The 17,246-nt window shown below is 49.0% G+C and carries 16 protein-coding genes; 5 read left to right on the top strand and 11 right to left on the bottom strand.

Features of this window, described 5'->3' with window-relative positions; all coding sequences use genetic code 11:
• Positions 1-8 precede the first annotated feature (8 nt).
• From H8K38_RS08350 to H8K38_RS08340, 3 genes are read right to left on the bottom strand one after another with little or no spacing between them, the layout of a single operon-like run.
• Complete coding sequence (locus tag H8K38_RS08350) at positions 9-674, bottom strand: BON domain-containing protein (RefSeq protein WP_186884362.1); 666 nt, start codon at positions 672-674, stop codon at positions 9-11.
• Positions 661-1,266, bottom strand: a complete 606-nt coding sequence (locus H8K38_RS08345; RefSeq protein ID WP_186884361.1) for a phosphoheptose isomerase — start codon at positions 1,264-1,266, stop codon at positions 661-663. The genes H8K38_RS08350 and H8K38_RS08345 overlap by 14 nt, the downstream gene beginning before the upstream one ends.
• A 25-nt stretch (positions 1,267-1,291) precedes the next feature.
• Positions 1,292-1,678, bottom strand: coding sequence for a YraN family protein (locus H8K38_RS08340; protein ID WP_186884360.1), 387 nt, complete (start codon positions 1,676-1,678; stop codon positions 1,292-1,294).
• 41 nt (positions 1,679-1,719) lie between these two features.
• On the opposite strand from H8K38_RS08340, the gene rsmI reads away from it, so the two are divergent.
• Positions 1,720-2,628 (top strand): 16S rRNA (cytidine(1402)-2'-O)-methyltransferase, encoded by a 909-nt coding sequence (gene rsmI, locus H8K38_RS08335; protein WP_186884359.1) that lies wholly within the window; start codon positions 1,720-1,722, stop codon positions 2,626-2,628.
• Here the strand turns inward: rsmI and H8K38_RS08330 are convergent.
• From H8K38_RS08330 to H8K38_RS08305, 6 genes are all read right to left on the bottom strand, one after another.
• The gene (locus H8K38_RS08330; RefSeq protein WP_186884358.1) at positions 2,625-3,713 is read right to left on the bottom strand and encodes a septal ring lytic transglycosylase RlpA family protein; all 1,089 of its coding nucleotides are present in this window, start codon (positions 3,711-3,713) and stop codon (positions 2,625-2,627) included. The two genes, rsmI and H8K38_RS08330, sit on opposite strands and share 4 nt — an antisense overlap.
• Positions 3,710-4,822: a rod shape-determining protein RodA gene (rodA, locus tag H8K38_RS08325; protein WP_186884357.1), complete on the bottom strand. Its 1,113-nt coding sequence runs from the start codon at positions 4,820-4,822 to the stop codon at positions 3,710-3,712. The genes H8K38_RS08330 and rodA overlap by 4 nt, the downstream gene beginning before the upstream one ends.
• A gap of 2 nt (positions 4,823-4,824) precedes the next feature.
• Positions 4,825-6,825 carry a penicillin-binding protein 2 gene (gene mrdA / locus H8K38_RS08320; RefSeq protein WP_186884356.1) on the bottom strand — a complete coding sequence of 667 codons (2,001 nt, stop codon included), beginning with the start codon at positions 6,823-6,825 and terminating at the stop codon, positions 4,825-4,827.
• 58 nt (positions 6,826-6,883) lie between these two features.
• Positions 6,884-7,402 carry a rod shape-determining protein MreD gene (mreD, locus tag H8K38_RS08315; protein ID WP_186884355.1) on the bottom strand — a complete coding sequence of 173 codons (519 nt, stop codon included), beginning with the start codon at positions 7,400-7,402 and terminating at the stop codon, positions 6,884-6,886.
• On the bottom strand, positions 7,399-8,418 hold the full coding sequence (mreC, locus tag H8K38_RS08310; RefSeq protein WP_186884354.1) for a rod shape-determining protein MreC: 1,020 nt from the start codon (positions 8,416-8,418) through the stop codon (positions 7,399-7,401). The genes mreD and mreC overlap by 4 nt, the downstream gene beginning before the upstream one ends.
• 248 nt (positions 8,419-8,666) lie before the next feature.
• A complete protein-coding gene (locus tag H8K38_RS08305; RefSeq protein WP_186884353.1) occupies positions 8,667-9,710 on the bottom strand; it encodes a rod shape-determining protein in 1,044 nt (347 codons plus the stop codon).
• A 287-nt stretch (positions 9,711-9,997) separates the two neighbouring features.
• On the opposite strand from H8K38_RS08305, the gene gatC reads away from it, so the two are divergent.
• From gatC to pyrE, 4 genes are all read left to right on the top strand, one after another.
• Positions 9,998-10,300: an Asp-tRNA(Asn)/Glu-tRNA(Gln) amidotransferase subunit GatC gene (gene gatC, locus H8K38_RS08300; protein ID WP_186884352.1), complete on the top strand. Its 303-nt coding sequence runs from the start codon at positions 9,998-10,000 to the stop codon at positions 10,298-10,300.
• A gap of 19 nt (positions 10,301-10,319) precedes the next feature.
• Positions 10,320-11,774, top strand: a complete 1,455-nt coding sequence (gene gatA / locus H8K38_RS08295) for an Asp-tRNA(Asn)/Glu-tRNA(Gln) amidotransferase subunit GatA (protein WP_186884351.1) — start codon at positions 10,320-10,322, stop codon at positions 11,772-11,774.
• Positions 11,775-11,907: 133 nt separating this feature from the next.
• A complete protein-coding gene (gene gatB, locus H8K38_RS08290) occupies positions 11,908-13,368 on the top strand; it encodes an Asp-tRNA(Asn)/Glu-tRNA(Gln) amidotransferase subunit GatB (protein WP_186884350.1) in 1,461 nt (486 codons plus the stop codon).
• Between the two features lie 46 nt (positions 13,369-13,414).
• Positions 13,415-14,092: an orotate phosphoribosyltransferase gene (gene pyrE, locus H8K38_RS08285; protein ID WP_186884349.1), complete on the top strand. Its 678-nt coding sequence runs from the start codon at positions 13,415-13,417 to the stop codon at positions 14,090-14,092.
• A 119-nt stretch (positions 14,093-14,211) separates the two neighbouring features.
• Here the strand turns inward: pyrE and H8K38_RS08280 are convergent, their stop codons facing one another.
• Positions 14,212-16,710 carry a secretin N-terminal domain-containing protein gene (locus H8K38_RS08280; protein WP_186884348.1) on the bottom strand — a complete coding sequence of 833 codons (2,499 nt, stop codon included), beginning with the start codon at positions 16,708-16,710 and terminating at the stop codon, positions 14,212-14,214.
• Positions 16,707-17,225, bottom strand: a complete 519-nt coding sequence (locus H8K38_RS08275) for a hypothetical protein (protein WP_186884347.1) — start codon at positions 17,223-17,225, stop codon at positions 16,707-16,709. Before H8K38_RS08275 ends, H8K38_RS08280 begins: the two co-directional genes overlap by 4 nt.
• Between the last annotated feature and the right edge of the window lie 21 nt (positions 17,226-17,246).

The raw sequence follows: 17,246 nt of genomic DNA, 5'->3' as shown, positions 1-17,246 counted from the left end.
TGTTTCACTTAATTATTGGTTTCTGTCTTTTCCGTCTTATTCGGCTGAACTGTCATCGCTTTGAGTTCTTCTTCACTGATGTATTCCAGCACCTTCACGACTTTACGGACACCGCCGACGCTGGCCGCAACCTCAGCTGCCTGATTGCCTTCACGCTGCGTAACACGCCCCAGCAGATAAACAACGCTCCCCTCGGTAACGACCTTAAACGCATTCGCATACAAATCTTTAGTGTCAACCAGAGACGCTTTTACTTTGGTCGTAATCAGCGCATCGTTTGAACGTGCGGAGAAATTGGAAATACCGGATATCTGAATTTCATTCATCACAGATAAAACACCTTCCACCCCACGCAACTCACGCTCTGCAGCAGCTTTGGTTTGCTCATCGGCGACTTCACCCGTCAGCAACACACGGCGATTAAAAGAATTCACATTCACGTGCGCAGTATCCCCAAGAGATCTGGCAAGACGAGTTTCGCCTTTGATGACGATCGCTTTATCTTCAGTCTGTGCGCCGAATGTACGACGATCACTTGCGGCAAAAGTCCCCATCACCGCGCTGCCAACGACCAGTTCGACGCATCCCTGCAGGCTCATCGCCGCTGCACAGCACAGACTGACAGTGGCAAGAGTACGGCTCAATCCGTTCCAGTTTTTTTTAATCATCTGCATCACCTCCAAATAGCGCGGCATCAATGCCATCGCAAATACAATGTATCGTTAACAAATGCACTTCCTGAATCCGCGCAGTACGGTCATGCGGAACACAGATATGTACATCCGCTTCGCTTAACAACTTCTTAATTTCACCACCGCCTTTTCCGGTAAAGGCAACGATACGCATATCGCGCTCAAGAGCAGCATTGATTGCATTCACCACACTGGCTGAATTACCGGAAGTCGAAATCGCCAGCAAAATATCACCGGACTGACCAAACGCCTGCACCTGCTTAGAAAATACTTCCTGAAAGCTGTAATCATTCGCAACCGCAGTCATGATAGAGGTATCTGTCGTCAGCGCCATCGCTGGCAAGGGCAAACGTTCACGTTCAAACCGCCCAACTAACTCGGCCGCAAAATGCTGACAATCTGCAGCCGAACCACCATTGCCGCATGCCAGGATTTTGTTACCGTTAGACAGTGCCAGAAACATGAGTTCCACTGCCTGTGAAATAGGCACGGCCAGTTCGTTGGCAGCCTGGATTTTTAATTCAGCACTTTCTTGAAAGTGCGCCAAGATACGTTGGTTTAGTTGGTTTGTCATAGTGTGTCAGATTATAAGGCAGGGACTAGCCTAGAATTACGTTTTGTAACCAATGGATTTTACCCGCATCAATCGCAACGACATCGAAACGACATGCAGGTTGCCCGCTCTGTTGAAGCAGAAAAACCTGGGCAGCATGCCACATTTTCTTTTGCTTGGCAGGAGTCACGCTGGCAAGCGCACCGCCAAATTGCATGGAAGTACGCGTTCTTACTTCAATAAATACCAGGCCGTCGCCATCGCACATAATGAGATCAATCTCGCCGCCTTTACACAAAAAATTTTTTTGTATCAAACGCAGGCCGGCTTGCTCCAGATAGTGCAGCGCCTGTAATTCACCTTCATCGCCAGCACGGCGACGACTGGTACGTTTGTCTTCGTTTTCATCTGACAGCGTCGGCGCACGTCTCATTGTCGTACAATCTGGTTTTGATTAAATTGGAATGAACAGGTATGAATAGCACAGAATCCACACTGTTCACGAGCAACACCATTATTGAAGCCGTCACCCGACAACAATATCCGGCTGGCACATTATATGTAGTCGCGACACCGATTGGAAATATCGCCGATATTTCTTTACGGGCCTTGCATCTGCTTTCTCTGGTCGATGCGGTCGCCTGCGAAGACACCCGGAATACGGCACAATTATTTTCGCGCTATGGTATCAATAAACCACTGATTGCAGCACATCAGCATAACGAGCGCGAAGTCGCAGACAAAATTCTGGCGCGCCTGCAAGCGGGCGAACGTATTGCGCTGGTGTCTGACGCCGGTACGCCGGGGATTTCTGATCCCGGCGCAAAAATCGTTGAAGTGCTGAAGCAATCCGGTATTCATGTCACGCCATTACCCGGGGCGTCTGCCGCTATCAGTGCTTTATCCGCCAGCGGGCTCTTGCATGAGCGCTTTTATTTCGTCGGCTTTTTACCGGCAAAAGCAGGACAACGCGACAGCATGCTGCACAAGCTTGAAAGTACTGATGCAACGCTGATTTTTTACGAAGCCCCGCATCGTATTACTGACACTGTTCAGGCGATGCTCGCTGTGTTTGGCGGTGAGAGACAGATCGTGCTGGCGCGCGAACTCACCAAACTGTTTGAAGAAATCCACCGCTGTTCGCTGGGCGATGCACCAGCCTGGCTGAGTGCCGATAGCCACCGCGAAAAAGGCGAATATGTAATCTTGGTCGATGCCAAGCCAGTCGCGGAAGGAAACGACGATAGCGAAGCGCGCCGCGTGCTCAGTATTTTGCTGGAAGAATGTTCAGTCAAACAGGCAGCAGGATTGGCGGCGCAGCTGACTGGTCTGAAAAAAAATGCCCTGTATCAGCTTGCGCTGGAAATGAAAGCCGAAGACTAACGCTGCACAACCAGCGGGCGTCCGACACCCAGATCGCCTGCTTGTGCAATCGCCGACATTGCCTCGGAACGGCTACTGAAAGGGCCACTGACAAGGCGATACAAACTTCCTTGCTGCACAATATCAAAGCCCGGCAACCGGTTCTCAATTCGGTTTTTCAGATGGGCCATGATCGATTCGGCATTTGAGCGGATTGCGTAAGCACCAAATTGCAGGTAATAACCGCCACTCGCCTGCACAGGCGGGTTCAGCTTTTCTACAGGGCGACTATCCTGCGCAGCCAGCAGTTCTTCCATCGTCATCTGATTGCTTGCAGGGGCAGAAGCCGCCTGAACTACGGCGGCAGGTCTGACGACATTGTCGTTACTTGCAGTAGCCACTGTCGTCGTCTGAGGCTGATTTTTACGGTTCTCCGCCATACGCTCAATGTCTGCTGGAAGTAAGCGCTCGACTTCAATCTGGCTGCTTCCTTTACCAAGAATGTCCAGTTTCAATGCGGCCGTATACGATAAATCAACAATGCGGCTTGAATGAAACGGTCCACGATCATTGATGCGCACAATAATCTGCTTTCCATTCGACAGGTTGGTTACTCTGGCATAAGACGGAATAGGTAAGGTAGGATGTGCCGCCGTAATTTTGTACATATCGTACAGTTCACCGGAAGACGTTTTCTGTCCGTGAAATTTTTTACCGTACCAACTGCCTACACCGCGCTGCACATAAGGCGTGGTCGTGTCGGTAATCGGTGTATAGGTCTTGCCAAAAACTACGTAGGGCCGGTTAGCTCCCCTGGCAAAATCTTCAACGACAGGAATCGGATCCACCGTAAACTCCAGTCCTTCCGGTGGATTATCGCCAGGGCCATCGTCTTTGTAATATCCGCCTTTACCTGAGTTGACTTTTGGCAGAGCGGGAGCGGTCGTTGTGGCAGACTTATTGGTTGACGCAGGGCGGGGATGATCTGCAATGATGATGGGCTGCTTAGGCGCAGTGCCGCAAGCGACTAACAATACAGATGACGCCGACGCCAGCAGCAAGGCTGGTCGTCTGAAATTGACTGCCTGAGAAAAGAAAATTTTCATGTCTGCACCAGCTTACGATTACGCTGCACACTCATCATAATTCCTGCCGCCATTCCCAAGGTCACCAATGCGGTGCCGCCGTAACTGAGAAAAGGTAAAGGAACGCCGACTACCGGCAAAATTCCACTCACCATGCCCATATTCACGAATGAATAAGTAAAGAATATCATAGACACGGAACCGGCCATCAAACGGGAGAACATCGTTGGGGCATTTGCGGCGATCATCAGACAGCGAACGATCAGCAAAAAATACAAGCTAACCAGAATAGCATTGCCGATAAAGCCGAATTCTTCTGAAAAAACGGCAAAGATAAAATCGGTCGTGCGTTCAGGAATAAATTCCAGATGCGCTTGTGTTCCCTTGAGTAAACCTTTACCCGTCACGCCTCCGGAACCAACCGCAATCGTCGATTGAATGATATGAAAGCCCTTACCTAACGGATCCCGCGTCGGGTCCAGCATAGTCAGCACCCGGTCTTTTTGGTAATCATGTAACAGGTATGGCCAGATCACTGTCGGCGTCACCACGGCGATAAAAGCGACGATCGATAATAAAACTTTCCATGACAGACCTGCCAGAAAGATCACGGTGAATCCGGCCGCCACCACCAATAATGCGGTACCCAGATCTGGTTGTCTTGCAATCAGGCCAACCGGCACACCGAGTATGACTGTCGCGATGACAAAATCCTTGAAATGCAATGCGCCTTCTTTTTTCTGGAAATACCAGGCAAGCATCAGCGGTGTCGCAATTTTCATCATTTCTGAAGGCTGCATGTCTATACCTATATGCAACCAGCGGCGCGAGCCCTTTTTTACCAGGCCAAATACAGCGACCGCAATCAGCAAAGCCACGCCAAAGCTATAAATCGGAATCGCAAAACGCATCAGCGTGCGGGGTGGAATATTCGCCACTATCCACATAATGACAAATGACACGACGATATTGCGCAACTGATCTTCAAGCCTGCCTGGGAAATCAATACCAGCGGAATACAGCGTCACCACTCCGCAAGATAAAATCAGAAAAATGATGATTGCCAATGGCGCATCAAACACCATGATGCGAGAACGCAAGGAACGCCAGTAGACACCGAAATTATGCATGATCAGTCCTTATTCCCAGTTGTTTCGCCACCAGGTTTCGGGCCCGGGGCTGGCTCTGGTGGATTTTTTACTTCAGCATCAGAGCGGTACAAAGCCATGTCACTTTGCGCTTTCGGTACTGGCACAGGAAGCTCTTTACTTTCCTTAACTTCAGGGCGTTTTCCCAGCAAATAATAGTCCAGCGCCTTACGTACGATAGGTGCAGCCGCCTCCGAGCCGAAACCACCATTCTCTACGATAATTGCCAATGCAATTTTAGGTTGATCGGCGGGCGCGAAGGCGGTGTACAAAGAGTGATCCAGATGTCTGACCGCCATCCGTTTAGCATCGTACTTTTCATTTTTCTTGATACTGATGACCTGCGCTGTTCCGGTTTTACCGCCGGATACATATTCTGCATTCGCGAATACGCGCGCAGAAGTTCCCTCTTTCACCACCCCGACCATCGCATTTTTAATGAAATCGATGTTTTCCTGTTTCAATGGAATACGGAAACTTTCTTTTGGCACCGTTAGCGTGCGGGCACGGGTTTGCGGATCTTCCGTCATCTTCACCAGATGCGGCTTCATCACTACGCCGTTATTGGCCAGCGTTGCAATTGCATGCGCCATCTGTAAAGGCGTAAAAGTATTTTGCCCTTGTCCTATGCCCAGTGAAATCGTGTCACCCGGTATCCAGCGTTGCTGTGCAGGCTTCTTGAATGCTGTGCGTTTCCAGGCAGTCGATGGCAGCAAACCGGTACGCTCATGTTCAAGATCAATGCCTGTTTTTTGACCAAATCCAAACGGTTTCATAAAATCATGCATCGCATCGACACCCATGTCATTGGCCAGCATGTAGTAATACGTATCGCACGATTGCACGATCGATCGATACATATCCACCATGCCGTGACCACCGGGTTTATCGTCTTTGAAAATGTGATTACCGAATGCAAAGAAACCGGGATCGGCAATCGCCTGCGTTGCAGTCCGTTTGCCCAGCTCCAATGCCGCCAGCGCCATAAACGGCTTATAGGTCGAGCCGGGTGGATACGCTCCGGTCAGTGGCCGGTTTAACAGCGGCTTGTCTTCAGAAGTATTAAGCTCATTCCAGCTTTGCTGATCGATTCCTTCGACAAATAAATTCGGATCATAGGTGGGTTTGGATACGAATGCCAATACGTCACCAGTCGCCGGTTCAATCGCGACCAGCGCACCACGACGATCACCAAATGCTTCTTCAATCACTTTCTGCAGCTCAATATCGACCGACAAAATCAGGTTCTTACCGGACGTCGGCGGCGTGCGCGATAAGGTGCGCACGGCACGACCACCAGCGGATACTTCCACCTCTTCAAACCCGGTACTTCCATGCAAAATCTTTTCGTAGCTTTTTTCCAGTCCTTCCTTACCGATGTAGTCCGTCCCGTTATAGTTCGCACTGTCTTCCATATCATCGATAATTTCAGCATCTTTTGTGCTGATACGACCAATGTAGCCAATTACATGCGAGGCCACATCGCCCTGAGGATATTGGCGGAACAAGCGGGCTTGTATATCGACGCCGGGAAAGCGAAAGCGTTGTGCAGTAAACCGGGCAACTTCTTCATCGGTTAAACGGGTACGGATAGGAACACTTTCAAAGCTCTTGGAATCTTCCAGCAATTTGCGGAAACGCTTGCGATGCTTAGGCTGAATATCGACCAAATCCGCCAGCTCATCGATCAGCACATCCATGTCCTGATTGATCTTGGAAGCAGTGATCTCGAGCGTATAGGCTGAATAATTTCTGGCGAGAATGACGCCATTTCTATCCAGGATCAGACCACGGTTAGGTACCACCGGAACAACGTCAATGCGGTTCTCATCCGCCAGTAAAACGTAATCGTCATGCTTGACTATCTGTAACCAGACAAAACGTGTGACCAACGCGGAAAAACAGGCGAGCACAAATATGCCGAGGAAAATCAGCCGCAGGCGAAAAAGATAAAGCTCGCGCTCGGTGTTCTTTAGTTCAGTCATGATTTCTTAAATTTACTCAGCAACATGCGGCACACTGTTGACGCACGTCCGCAGCGGTTCAGATAGGACGATTATGGTCTTTATCGATGGCACGTCGTTGTGGTGCCAGCAAAATCAGCGTTGCTACCGGCCACAACAATGTCGTCACCAGACTCTGAGAGAAATACAACCAGCCTGGAAAATGTGCCTCCGGTGCGATTAACAGCCGGACGCCCGTCTGCAATCCTTGTACAAACAGGAATAACGGAAATACATGCAGGCACTGAGTCACAGGATGAAACCACAATACACGCCGATGTATGGTGATCGCAAAATACGACAACAAGGTATATGCCAGTGCGTTTTCACCAAGATAAATCGCATCATGCACATCCATCACCAGCCCCATCGCAAAAGCGACACCGATGCCAACCTTGAGCGGCTGATGAATACTCCAGAAAACCAATACCAGGGCAACGAAATCTGGCACTCCAACCATGCCACCCCAAGGTAAAAAATTCAGAAAAAAAGCAGCAATAAAACTGAACGCAATAAACAGCGAATTCACTGGCAACAAAATGTAATGGGGCTGATTCATTTTGTGGCATCCTTTTTATCTTCAGGTTTCACTTCCTTTACCGCGTCTTTCATGTCGGTCTGCGTGATTGCCTGATGATCGACCGGTTTCACATCACTTCCAGGCGGCGCAGTGTCGCGTGTTACTTTGCGATTGAATTTTTCTTTTTTCGCCCGCACATCTTCGGTGTCAGGGCGCGGCAGATTGGTCGTCGATACCTGCAGAATCAACAATTGCTTATTCTTGTCTATGCCAGCGACCGGAGCACATAAAATGTTTTCCAGAGTGGTCGTCGCCTTATTTTCGACTTGCACGACATTCGCTACCGCCAGCCCGGCGGGATAAATACCATCGATACCTGAAGTCACAAGCTGATCACCCACTTTAACATCTGCATTCGAGGTCAGGCGCATATCAAGGTAGGATGACTTGCCGCGTCCATACGCCACACTGCGCAAACCATTTCGGAGTATCTGCACCGGAATCGCCTGATTTTTATCGGACAACAACGTCACTTCAGCCGTGAATGGAAAAACTCTTGTGACCTGCCCCACCACACCGAGATCATCAATCACCGGTTGCCCCAGCGCGACACCATCTTTGATACCCCGGTCAACGATGACTTTTTTGGTTGAGGCATCGCGAGCATCATAAATAATTTCAGCAAGAACTGATTTCACCGGCAAACGTTCACGTGCACCAAGCAGGTTACGCAAGTGATTATTTTCCGACTGGAGCTGAGCAGTTTTCTGCAAAGAATCTGCATTGATAATTTGCTGGCGTTTCAGGCGGGAATTCTCTTTTTCGAGATATGTCTGCGTCACAAAATAATGTGACACCTGCCGCGCAATGTCGGCAGGAATCACTGCCATCATTTGTGCCGGGTACAACACCGTTCCTAATACCTGGCGGGCAAACGTTAAGGTATTCAGACGGGAATCAACGACCAGCAGGAAAACCGCAAAAACGGTAAAAAAAACGGCTCTGACACGTGCAGATGCACCTTGTTTAAAGAGGGGTGGCGGACTGTAATCCATACTATATCAATCGTCAGAAACCGGTTACCTATCCACAGCAGAAGCCTGGGCTATGTGCATGCGCTCAAAAAACAAAAAGCCGACATAAATGCCGACTCTGCTACCTGCAGAACTGATGCGTCCTACCGACAAGACAATGAATTACATTCACAGACACATACATTGTGGTCTCATACCTCGCCGGATCGTATGCTCATACTCTGATCTGCATAGGCGGGGTGATATACCATCCCGCCTGGTCCAGAGTTTTATTCGTAAGAAAAGATGGAGCCCAATTTATCCATGCGCTCCAGCGCCATGCCCGAACCGCGCACCACGCAAGTCAATGGGTCTTCCGCAACGATCACCGGCAGGCCCGTTTCTTCCATCAGCAAACGATCCAGATCACGCAGCAAAGCACCACCACCGGTCAGCATCATGCCTTTTTCTGCAATATCGGCACCAAGTTCCGGCGGCGTTTGTTCCAGCGCGTTTTTAACCGCAGAAACAATGTTGTTCAACGGATCAGTCAACGCTTCCAGAATTTCATTGCTGGAAATGGTGAACGAACGCGGAATACCTTCGGACAGATTGCGACCTTTGACTTCCATTTCCTTGACTTCGGAGCCAGGGAAGGCAGAGCCGATCGCTTTTTTGATCGCTTCCGCAGTCTGCTCACCGATCAGCATGCCGTAGTTACGACGGATGTAATTGACAATCGCTTCGTCAAATTTATCACCGCCGACCCGCACAGAACCTTTGTACACCATACCGCCGAGCGAGATAATACCAACTTCAGTCGTACCACCGCCGATATCCACCACCATAGAACCGGTCGCTTCAGAAACCGGCAAACCGGCACCGATCGCCGCCGCCATCGGCTCTTCAATCAAAAATACCTGGGATGCGCCGGCACCCAGCGCAGATTCACGGATCGCGCGACGTTCCACCTGCGTAGAGCCGCAAGGAACGCAGATGATAATACGCGGGGAAGGCTTGAAGAATTTGGTGTCATGCACCATGCGGATAAACTGCTTGAGCATCTGCTCAGTCACCGTAAAGTCAGCGATCACGCCATCTTTCATCGGGCGGATTGCTTCGATATTGCCGGGCACTTTGCCCAGCATCTGCTTCGCTTCTTTACCGACGGCCTGGATGGTTTTCTTACCATTAGGACCGCCTTCCTGACGAATCGCCACCACAGAAGGTTCATCCAGCACGATGCCCTGACTACGGACATAAATTAAGGTATTTGCAGTACCAAGATCGATTGCCAGATCATTTGAAAAATAGCTACGTAGAAAACCAAACATGTATTGTCCTGTATTTAACAATTGTGTGTACAGCGTCTCAAGCAGATCGCTGTTCCACGAAATTTCATCAAAATTTGACCCTGTCCGCATCAACCGGATCCTCATATTCGAGGTCAGTCCGCAGCAACTTCGGGGATTTAGCGCACCTTATAGGGCATTAACCCGCCATTCTACCTTATAATCTTCTTAAATTTACTCGATACCAACACCTAAAAATTCAGTATCGGAATTTGTATATTTTTGCATTATTTTTGACACCCTTTTGCGCCTTGCCGCGCCCTTAAATCATGTCACTGACACTTAATGATGTTACCCGCATCGCGAATCTGGCAAAGCTTGAAGTTTCCGAGTCCGAGGCGAATTCCACGCTTGATAAGCTGAATGGTATTTTTTTACTGGCGGAACAATTAAAAGCCGTTGATACCACTGGCGTTGCGCCACTGAGCCACCCTATCGGCGCCTTGCTACCTGAACTCGCACTGCGCCTGCGTGACGATGTGGTTACTGAAACCAATCATCGCGACGAATACCAAAAGCCAGCACCGGCAACTCAGGACGGCCTGTATCTGGTGCCTAAGGTCATTGAATAAGCTTCCCGGAAAAGATTCTATGCATACCAAAACTCTTGCCCAATTATCCGCACTGCTGCATAGCAAGCAGATCTCCGCGACTGAACTCGCCCAGCACTTTCTGCAACGTATCGCCGCCAGTGATCTGAATGCATTTCTGCATGTCGATCCGGCCCTGACGCTACAACAGGCAGCCGCTGCCGATGCACGTCTTGCCAATGGCGATGCCACCGCCCTGACCGGCATCCCGATCGCCCATAAAGATATTTTTGTTACAAAAAATCTGCGCTCCACTGCAGGTTCACGCATGCTGGAAAACTACGTCAGCCCATTCGACGCGACGGTCGTCACGAAACTGGCAGAAGCAGGCATGGTCACGCTGGGCAAACTGAATTGCGATGAATTCGCGATGGGTTCAGCGAATGAAAACTCGTATTTTGGCGCAGTCAAAAATCCATGGGATAAAACCGCGGTTCCTGGCGGCTCGTCCGGTGGTTCTGCTGCTGCGATCGCAGCACGCCTGACACCCGCGGCCACCGGTACAGATACCGGCGGCTCGATTCGCCAGCCAGCCGCATTTTGCGGCGTCACCGGTATCAAACCGACTTACAGCAGCGTCTCTCGTTACGGCATGATCGCGTTTGCTTCATCTCTCGATCAGGGCGGACCGATTGCCCAGACCGCCGAAGACTGCGGCCTGTTGCTCAACGCCATGGTCGGCTTTGACGAAAAAGATTCCACCTCGCTGGATCGCAAACCAGAGAATTTTAATCGCGACCTGAATAAATCTTTACAAGGCTTACGCATCGGCGTACCGAAAGAATTTTTCGGCGCAGGTCTGGCCCCGGATGTGGAACAGGCGGTACGTGCTGCACTCGCCGAATACGAAAAACTTGGCGCGACACTGGTTGATGTCTCGCTGCCAAAAACTGAGTTATCGATTCCGGTCTATTACGTCATTGCGCCAGCAGAAGCGTCATCGAACCTGAGCCGTTTTGACGGTGTACGTTACGGCCACCGCGCGGCCGACTACAAAGACCTCAACGATATGTACAAAAAATCGCGTACCGAAGGCTTTGGTGAGGAAGTGAAACGCCGCATTCTGGTCGGCGCCTATGTTTTATCGCATGGTTACTACGATGCCTACTACTTGCAGGCACAAAAAATCCGTCGCCTGATTGCACAGGATTTTGCGGCCGCCTTTGAAAAATGCGATGTGATTATGGGGCCAGTAGCACCGACAGTTGCCTGGGATCTGGGTTCAAAATCCGATGATCCGGTCGCTAACTATCTGGCCGATATTTTTACTTTATCGACCAGTCTTGCCGGTTTGCCCGGCATGTCCATCCCTTGCGGTTTTGGTCAGGGCGACAAAAATGCAAAACGTCCGGTCGGCTTGCAACTGATAGGTAATTACTTTGATGAAGCACGTTTATTGAATGTCGCGCATCAGTACCAGCAAGTCACTGACTGGCATCAACGTGCACCGGAATAAGCGGCATAAAAGTAATAGGCAAACATTGCTGCCGCTGGTACATCAACCAGCCCCAACGGCAGCATCCGATTGATGGATGAAGTGTGTCGCGCATTTGCTGACACCACATGCAACAACGAAACAAGGAATAATTATGCAATGGGAAGTCGTTATTGGTTTTGAGACGCACGCGCAACTCAAAACAAACTCCAAGATATTCAGCGGTTCTTCAATTCAATTTGGCGCAGAACCCAATACCCAGGCCAGCCCTGTCGATCTGGCATTACCGGGCGTTTTGCCGGTGATGAACAAAGGTGCGGTAGAAAAAGCAATCCAGTTTGGTCTCGCTGTCGGCGCGGTCGTCGCGCCGGAATCGATCTTCGCCCGTAAAAACTATTTTTATCCCGATCTGCCAAAAGGCTATCAGATCAGTCAGTTTGAAATCCCCGTAGTTCAGGGTGGGACTGTGTCGTGCGTAGTGGAGAAAGATGGCAAATCCGAAGTCAAAGTCATTGAGCTGACCCGTGCGCATCTGGAAGAAGATGCCGGTAAATCCCTGCATGAAGATTATCAGGGCATGACAGGCATCGACCTCAATCGCGCAGGTACGCCCTTGCTGGAAATCGTCACAGAACCAGTCATGCGCAGTGCCGCCGAAGCGGTCGCTTATGCAAAAGCATTGCACTCGCTGGTGATGTGGCTGGATATCTGCGATGGCAATATGCAGGAAGGCTCTTTCCGTTGCGACGCCAACGTTTCTGTGCGTCCGGTCGGTCAGAAAGAATTCGGCACACGTTGCGAAATCAAGAATCTGAACTCGTTTCGCTTTCTCGAAGAAGCGATCAATATCGAAGTGCGTCGCCAGATCGAACTGATAGAAGATGGCGGCACCGTGGTGCAGGAAACCCGTTTGTATGATCCTGACCGCAAAGAAACACGTTCAATGCGCAGCAAGGAAGACTCACAGGATTATCGCTATTTTCCTGACCCGGATTTGCCACCACTGAAAATCAGCCGTGAATGGGTCGAGCAAGTGCGTGCAACCATGCCAGAACTGCCATCAGCGATGCGCCAGCGCTTCATTGAGCAATTCGGCTTACCTGAATACGATGCCACCATCCTGACGCAATCAAAAGGTATCGCAACTTATTTTGAAGCTGTCGTACAAGCTGCTGGCGTCGCTCAGGCAAAACCTGCAGCAAACATGATGATGGGTGATGTTGCGTCCACGCTCAACCGTGAAGGCGTTGATATCAGCGCCATCCCGGTCAGTGCAGCGCAATTGGCAGTGTTGTTACAACGCATTGCCGATGGCACGATCTCCAACAAAATTGCCAAAGAAGTGTTTGCAGCAATGTGGCAAGCACCATCAGCAGACGTCAATCTGGCCGATCAGGTGATTGAAGCAAAAGGCCTGAAACAAATTTCCGATGTCGGCGCACTCGAAAAAATTATCGATGAGGTGATGGCAGCGAATCAGCAATCGGTCGATGAATACCGCGCAGGTAAAGAGAAGGCTTTCAACTCGCTGGTCGGTCAGGCGATGAAAGCAACCAAAGGCAAAGGCAATCCAGCGCAGGTCAATGAGTTGCTGAAGAAAAAACTGGCGAGCTAAGGACTAAATACTAAAGACGCCACAATATCCTTTGAGGAAGAATATTTTGAGTAATTTAAGACAAGAATTTATTGCATTTTCAGTCAATGCCGGCGTCATCCGCTTCGGCGATTTTGTCACCAAAGCCGGACGCAATTCCCCGTATTTTTTTAATGCAGGTTTGTTTAATGACGGCGCTAATCTCGGCAAACTGGCTGCATTTTATGCGGACACCCTGATTAATTCCGGCGTCGAATTCGACATGCTGTTTGGCCCTGCCTATAAAGGCATCACGCTGGCCAGTGCTACTGCTGTCGCACTGGCAGCGCGGGGTCGTAACGTGCCATTTGCCTACAATCGCAAGGAGGCCAAAGACCACGGTGAAGGCGGCACCATTGTCGGCGCTGAACTGAAAGGCAAAGTCGTCATCATCGACGACGTGATCTCTGCCGGTACTTCTGTGCGCGAATCGGTAGAAATGATACGCGCGGCTGGTGCCACGCCATGTGCTGTGCTGATCGCGCTTGACCGCATGGAACGCTCCGGCAAGGATGATGCCCTCTCTGCACAATCCGCAGTGCAGGAAGTCAGCCAGACCTACAACATGCCTGTCGTCTCCATCGGTAATCTGAATGACTTGTTTGACTATCTGTCCGCAGCGGGTGCGGATACTCAACTGACCCAGCACAAAGATGCGGTTGCGGCCTACCGCTCAAAATATGGCGCGGCTGAAACTCAGAAATGATTTATATCAACGGAAATTAACAAGACTTGCCGTTCACATAAACAATCAATTGTCCACGCTAATATAGAATTCCATCGCATCAAAATAAAAAGAGTTTGCTCATCGCAAACCCTTTTTATTTAACGTTTATCTACAGCGCGCCTCAATTCCTCTAACAAATCTGTATTTTCAACAGGCTTAGTTCCCGGCAATACAGGTGCAGTTTTTGCACCTGTATTGCCTGATTTAACTTTTTTACCCTCATCTGCTTTTCCAGTTGAAACTTGTACCGGTGATGTTGCAGGTAGCGGCTTACTCATAATGACATCTGAAGGTGCAAGAGACTCTTTATTAGTCAAAGATTCTTCAGTACTTATCTTTTCTTTTGCCTGATCTTCATGATGTTCTCTCGGAGCGGACTCCTCAGACATGACCTCTTTCGCAGGTCGCTGCGCAACAGGTCGATTGGCGCGGTCATCGATTTTTACAGGCACACTGTCTTTTGCAGCATTGTCAACTGTCGGTGGCATACGCTTGAGCGCATTGAGATCGGTTCGTTCCTTCAAATCCTTAGCCCAATCACCAAGAGAGCTCTGAAAAGCATTGCTGATCGATTCCGCTTCAAAATCATCATTGATAATGTAAGGTGTGATCAGAATAATCAGCTCTTTTTTACTCTTGCTGAAAGTTTCATTTTTAAACAAACTACCAACACCTGGAATATCCTTGAGTAAAGGAACGCCCGCATCAGAAGAACTATTGTCATTAGAAATCAGGCCTGCAAGCATGACCGTACTGCCATCCCGTAAAGTTAATTTAGTATCGACTTTACGAGTCCCAATAGTTGGAGAATTAAGTGGCCCGCTAGTTAAAGATTTAACGTTACTCACCTCCTGAGAAATATCAAGGTCAATTCTGTTGCCAGAATTGATAACTGGCCTTACTTTCAAAATCATACCGGTGGTGCGATATTGGATCGAAGTTGCTACCGAACCACCACCAAGGATTGAGCCAGGCGTAGTAGTAACACCAGTAGAAATAGGAACTTCATCAGCTACCTGAATCGTCGCAGTTTCACCATTTCGTGCCATCAATTTAGGGCTGGACAAAATCTGAGCATCATTTTTTGATGCCAGAGCAGAAATATCTGCACGCAGTAATCCTGCAGAATTCAAGAAACTAAAAGTAAGACCACCAGAACCGGAACCAGCATTCCCCGAAGTAACCGTACCTGGTATACCGCCGGCAGAAGATTTAGCATTACGGAAATTCCAATCCACCCCAAGAGTATTTGCAGTTCCTGCTGTCACCTCTGCAACCATCACATCAATCAAAGCCGATTTAGTCGGTTTATCCAGTTCTGCCAGCAATGCCATCCATTGACGATACTGATCTGGGCCACCTCCCTGAATAATCAAGCTGTTTGTCGCATTGTTCACGACAATTTTTGAGCCGCCCCTTGACGTCGAAGCAGTTGCCGCTTGCTGACCTGAAGCAGCCGCAGTCGTAGCACCAGTCGCCCCACCAATCAGCTCGGATAAGGTCTTCGCTAATGCCTGAGCATCTGCATATTTGACTGGGTACGTAAAAAACGCACCACCAGCCTGACTGTCGGATGGCTTATCTAATTCTCTAGCCCATGTTAACGCGTGATTTAATATCGTCTCAGAAGAAGTAAAAATAATAATGCTATTAATTGGAGGAATTGCCAAAACTAATATAGGTGCTCCGGATGTGATAGCAGTGCTAGCTGCGTAACCTTCCGCAGATAAAACATCAACCAATCGTCTACTGAACTCATCAGCAGTCCAGAAAACTGGTGTAATTTTCTTAGTTCGTTGACCACGCATAATGGGCTGATCAAAGACCTGAATAACCTCCATCGCAGCAGAAATGTCGTCAGCCTGACCACTCAACAATAATGCATTACGACCGGGATCATCTTGAATTTGGATTTTGGAACCAAACATCGTCCGCAACAAGCCACTAAAATCACCTATACGAACGGCGTCAAGTTCTACATAATGAAATACAGGCCGCAAGCTCATCGGCGTATCTGGTTGAGCTCGCCCGCGTCTGATCGCTGGCGAATAACTATTGGTCGCAGTATCTGGCACCATTCGAATCACACCGCCAAAATCCTGCACTGCAATACCATAACTTTTCAAAAGCATCCTAGCCAGATTTGCCATCTGGCTTGCCGTTTGTGGTCGTGGCGTATGAAAAGTAACCAAATCAGTACGGGCAGCAACAGCACCGTCCATAGAGTAATTTGTCTTTAAAACACTTCCATATACGGCTTGAATGAACGTTGGCAATGGCATTTGATCAAATGACACAGTCAATTCACTTTTTTCATTGGCAAGGTCATGTGATTTATTTTGATTTTGCTGAGCGCTACTTAATCGCTGTAAAGGCAATTTCGGCGTATCGGTTTCCGTGTATTTGCGCTGTAACTGTTCGTCACCCAATACAGACGCTGAATTCAATTGCTGGCTACGTTCAAACTCTATTTTCTTTGGAACATTTAATTTTGTGTCAGCACATCCGGATAAACATAACAAAATAGTTATCGCAGACACTGGAGCGATACGCTGTACCAGCAATCTTGTATTAAGTCGGGAAGATGATTTTTTCATTGCTTACGTAAATTCAGTTTCATAATTTGACCATTCAAAGAAATTTTTAATTGGTCCTGGGCGATCTCAACAATCTTGGCTCCACCTGGTAATTTCTCACCAATTTTTCTAGCCTCTGTTGCTGGCTGATTGTCAAACAAGAGGAGTACACTTTTTTCACTCCCAACAGAGGTGACGCCAACAATTCTCCAGCGAGGTGGTGTCAACGCCTCTTTCCTCGAAGGCAAGGGCTGCCGAACCGCCACCTCCCAAACGCGAAGCTCACTGAAATCCATCGCCACTTTTTGCGCATTTTCTGCACTCTTTTTTTCATCCTTTACTACTTTTTCAGGTGGTGCCGCTGGCACTAAAAAAGCAGGATCTGATTGTGTTTGTTTTTGTTGACTTTCAAACCGTGTTTGTACTAAAGAGTCAAACAACACATACCGACCTAAGAGAGCCCCGATAACTGTACAAGCTATTACAAAAAAGGAAGCAGCCCACTGCTTGCTAGAAATTTTCTTTAAATTCAACATAATTATGTGCAATCAAAGCAC

This window comes from Undibacterium sp. FT79W (assembly GCF_014284215.1).
In the GTDB taxonomy this organism is placed as follows: Bacteria; Pseudomonadota; Gammaproteobacteria; order Burkholderiales; family Burkholderiaceae_D; genus Undibacterium; species Undibacterium aquatile.
Note: the sequence above shows the minus strand (reverse complement) of the source record. Positions and strands in the feature narration are given on the sequence as shown.